Origin of the sequence: Bacillus sp. GMs2/2 (genome assembly GCF_050172095.1) — a bacterium.
Lineage (GTDB): Bacteria > Bacillota > Bacilli > Bacillales > Bacillaceae_G > Bacillus_A > Bacillus_A cereus.
On sequence record NZ_JBNLYE010000314.1, the window covers coordinates 1 to 4,705 of the forward strand.

Sequence of the window (4,705 nt, forward strand, 5' to 3'; positions counted from 1 at the left end):
AATCTAAGGATGGAAAAACAATAATAATTAGAGAAGCTAAAGAACAGGATGCGGAAAGAATGCTAGATTCTGCTTCAAAAGCTTTAATAAACGCTCCATATATGCTAAGTACGGTTGAGGATATAAAAAAGGTGAGTGTTGATGTTATTCAAAAAACGTTAAAAACTTATCATGAAAATCCAAATTATGTACAGTTTATTGCCGAATTTGATGGTAAGTTAGTCGGTGCAATAGATTTTAAGAACGGAAACAAAGAAAAAATTAGTCATCAAGGGGCTTTTGCGATGAACATACTACCTGAATATCGAAATTATGGTATTGGAAGAGCTCTTCTAGAAACGTTAATCAATTGGGCTAAAAATAACAGTAAGATTGAGAAAGTCTGTCTTGAGGTAATGGAAGATAATCTAGGTGCAATCCAGTTATATAAGAATCTTGGCTTTTTTGAAGAGGGTAGAAAAGCAAAGGGTGTAAAATTGGATGGCGGCTATCAAGATTTAATATTAATGGCTTTATTTGTTTGAAATTGAACATTATTCAACAATAGGGAGCTTTAATTGAGTAATAAAAAAAGCCTAATTTCTTCACATTAAATTGAGAAATTAGGCTTTTTAATATTGAAATTTCCTTAACGTTGTAAATCCGCATTTTCCTGACGCTACCCCATTAAACGTTTACTTTTATCTTCATGACAATGCCTTTTTTCTTTTCACGTATCGCTTGGTTTTTCAGTCGTGTTTGCGTTTAATCATCGGTTAAATGATGGATAATGCCACGTGTTGGAAGCTTCTGATTTTGGCCAATATATGCCTCGTGGATTTCTATCGTTTCACCAGGGATTAGATCCTACATCATTTGTGTCATATCAAGCTGGATGTATTCTTTTTACTTTTTAACGTACCATTATTGAAGTATTCTGGGTCAGGGTTCTTGATATAAATGCGTGTATTCAACTTCAACCGTGAGATATAGTAAACCTTTTTATCCTGAATGGTTTGTAAGTCTACTAAATCGAAGTAACCGAGATCACGTAAACACAAATCGCCTGCTTCTATGGTTTCAAGACAGATGGTATCATATGTTTTATCATTATTCTTTCCTGGTCCAAGCTGCACGTTAATGACTTGACTGCTAAATAAATCATATTCCAATTGAATTTTCATGCCTGCCTCATTACTACTTCCACCTAAACCTTGATAGTCGATGGCGAATTGACCAGGTAGTTGAAACACTCTTGCATCTAGAATACGTATACGATTGAAAATAGAGATTATATGTGCAGAAAGTGAGTGATTTGAACAGAGTTTTTGTGTGAGAAGAGAAGTAAAAATTTCTCGAAGAAATGCTATGTGTAGACTAATCCAAACGCATAAATCGGCCAAATCTCTTGTGTCATATTTACTTTTATGTTTTATGAAACTTTTGCTTTTGAAGGATACTTAGAGATAGGTATCGCTGGAGTTCTTTAGCGAATAAATGAAACTCATATTGAATCGATAGCGTCATAAAAACGCAATCCTTTCTGTATATTTCTACAAAAAGGATTGCGTTTTTTAATTGTATAATTACATATTATCCATTATTAGCTGGAGCCTCTCCTGTATTCCCATCATTACTTGGTGACGGTAGCGTTCCATGGTCATCCTCATTGTTTGGTGTTGTTTTATTCCCTTGGTCACTGCCACTTTTTGGCGGCGTTGTATTTCCTTGGCCATTACCATTGTTTGGTGGTGTTTTATCTCCCTGGTCACTACCACTTTTTGGCGGCGTTGTATTTCCTTGGCTATTACCATTGTTTGGTGGTGTTTTATTCCCTTGGTCACTACCACTTTTTGGCGGCGTTGTATTTCCTTGGCCATTACCGTTGTTTGGTGGTGTTTTATCTCCCTGGTCACTACCACTTTTTGACGGCGTTGTATTTCCTTGGCCATTACCATTGTTTGGTGGTGTTGTATTTCCTTGGCCATTACCATTGTTTGGTGGTGTTGTATTTCCTTGGTCACTACCACTTTTTGGTTCACTTTGCTTTTTCTCTTCTTGTTTCTTTAATTCTTCTTGTTTCTTTTGCTTTTCTTTTTGCTTATTTTCACTCGGCTGTTCAGTCGTATTTTCTATTTTCGTATTTGGAGAAGAATCACGCTTCTCACCTTTAATACGTAATTCGCTACCTTCTTGAACTACACTGTTCGGCATTTTAAATTGTGACTTATCTGTAGCAAACTTACTCATCATTTCTTTAAAAATCAATTGAGCTATTTTCGTATTTTTACTACTAATATAATCATCTTTACTATCCTTTGTATATCCGGTCCATACTGCCATCGTATATTGTGGTGTATAACCAGCAAACCAACTATCACGAGTTGCACTTTCTGGTAGATTATATTGTGCTATTTGTTCTAAAGAATAGTTTGTTGTACCTGTTTTACCCGCTATATCTAAAGAACCTATATTAGCTGTTGTACCTAATCCAGATGAAACAAAAGTACGAAGCATATCAGTAATCATATATGCTGTAGAATCCTTCATAACTCTTTTTGGCTTTTGCTCAAAACTTTTTAATTTACCATCTGAATAAATGACTTTCTTAACAAAATGTGGCCTCGTATACTTACCATCATTACCAAATGCCGCATAAGCACCTGCAATTTCAGTCGGTGACGCTTCATTTGTACCAATCGCTGTTGATTCGGTCGGTGCTACATTAAATGTAATACCTAGCTTTTCAGAGAAACCTTTTGATCTATTAATTCCTACTTCTTTTGCAGTTTTTATTGCCGGGATATTTCGGGACGTCTTCAATGCATCACGCATTGTAATTAGTCCTAAATGCTTTCTATCAGCATTTCTAACTTCTTGTCCCGTTGAGTACTTAAATGGAGAGTCATCAATTTGATGGTAAGTAGCCCATTTTAAATATTCAATTGCGGGAGCGTAATCAAAAATTGGTTTCATCGTTGAACCTGCTGAGCGATTTAATTCAATTGCAATATTATGTCCTTTAAAAACAGCTTTATTTTCACCACGTCCACTACCAATTGCACGTACTTCTCCTGTTTTCGTATCCATAAATGTGAAAGCCCCTTGGAATTTCTCATTTGGATAATTAATAATATCTTTATTTAAAAGCTTGTCCGCAAAATCCTGTGCCTTTTGATCTAATGTAGTATAAATTTCTAAACCGTCAGATCCAATATTAGCATCTGGCAATTCTTTTTCAACTTCTTTCACAACCGCATCCATAAAAGCAGGATATGGCATTTCTTTTTGTTCAGTTGCTTTCTTAAGTCCTTCTGTTACTGGAACTTTTGATGCTTCTTCCATTTCTTTTTTTGTAATATAACCATGTCGATTCATTAATTTAAGTACAACATTTCTTCTTTCTGTTGCTTTTTTGATATTTTGTTCTTTCGTTGGATCATAGTTATTAGGAGCTTTCATTAAACCAGCAAGCATTGCAACCTCTGGTAGTGTTAAATCTTTTAATTCCTTACCATAGTAATTTTGGACTGCTGTTGCGATTCCGTATGAACGGTTACCTAAGTAAACTTTATTTAAATACATTTCTAAAATTTCATGTTTTGAATACTGTTGTTCTAGCTTATATGCTAAATATATTTCTTGCGCCTTTCTCTTTGACGTTTTTTCCATCGATAAGAAGTAATTTTTAATAACTTGCTGTGTAATCGTACTTCCACCTTGAGAGCCGTAATCCCCTTTTAGGCTGACTAAGGCTGCACGTGCAGTACCTTTATAGTCTACACCACTGTGCTCGTAAAAACGTGCATCTTCTGTTGCTAAAAACGCATTTTCTACTAACTTAGGAATCTGATCATACATAATATTTGTTCGTTTTTCTTTTCCATATTCATATATCAATTTCCCATCTTTATCATAAATTTTTGAGGATAACGGATTAACAAGTTTTGCTTTCTCAAGTTTTGGAGCATCTTTGATCATAACGAAAAAGGTAGCAACTCCTGCGACTAACCCCACAATACCAAGTAATAAACAACTAACTAAAAACTTACGAAAAAACGATGTTTTACCTTTTGCTTTTTGTTTCTTAGCAGCAGGCTGTTTTTTCTTTTTAACTTGTCGTCGCTCCTCTCGAGAACGATAATTTTCTGACATGCTACTTTCTCCTGCCTTTCAATTCTCCTGTTGATTTACTTAAAATTATTGAAGCCACTTTAAGAAATATATTCATATTTAAAAAGTGTACTAAATAGACAATTTAAGTAATAAATTTGTTCCACTTTAAGATGAGGAAGAAATTTGAGCTTATCTGACAACGAAACAGAAACGATAATAGTGGCATAACTAAAAAAATGGAATTTCATAGAAAATCCATTTTTAGCTTAATGGGCATGTGTCTGTACCCCACATCCATCAACTTAAGGTATATTTTTATACAAAATGCGGTCTTTCCATATAGCTTTTTATTATCTTTTATAGATTTTATAAAAGTGGGCATATCAAATAAACCCTGACGGGCTTCAATTTTTTACTATGCTACATGATGAGTAGAAGTGGTATACTCATACACAACACCCAAAATATCAAAGACTGTCTTTTTCTCATATCGATGAGATTTTCGTCCGTTGTGCTGTAGGAGGTTAAACAGACGAAGGAGAACCTTTGATAATTCTTGGGTGTTTTTGTGTAATGCTTGGTAAAAAAGTGAAAAATAATCCTTAATTAT

2 protein-coding genes and 2 pseudogenes are annotated in these 4,705 nt (G+C 34.5%); 1 reads left to right on the forward strand and 3 read right to left on the reverse strand.

Annotated features, from left to right (window positions below):
- On the forward strand, nucleotides 1-524 hold a 524-nt coding region (locus tag ACQGS6_RS23225; RefSeq protein ID WP_426965672.1), incomplete at its 5' end, for a GNAT family N-acetyltransferase.
- Between the two features lie 137 nt (nucleotides 525-661).
- Here ACQGS6_RS23225 and ACQGS6_RS23230 read toward each other — a convergent pair.
- From ACQGS6_RS23230 to ACQGS6_RS23240, 3 genes and pseudogenes are all read right to left on the reverse strand, one after another.
- Nucleotides 662-1,506 (reverse strand): annotated as a pseudogene (locus ACQGS6_RS23230) (IS4 family transposase); the annotation flags it as partial.
- Between the two features lie 66 nt (nucleotides 1,507-1,572).
- Nucleotides 1,573-4,134, reverse strand: a complete 2,562-nt coding sequence (locus ACQGS6_RS23235) for a PBP1A family penicillin-binding protein (protein WP_426965674.1) — start codon at nucleotides 4,132-4,134, stop codon at nucleotides 1,573-1,575.
- A gap of 376 nt (nucleotides 4,135-4,510) precedes the next feature.
- Nucleotides 4,511-4,705, reverse strand: a pseudogene (locus ACQGS6_RS23240) (IS4 family transposase); the annotation flags it as partial.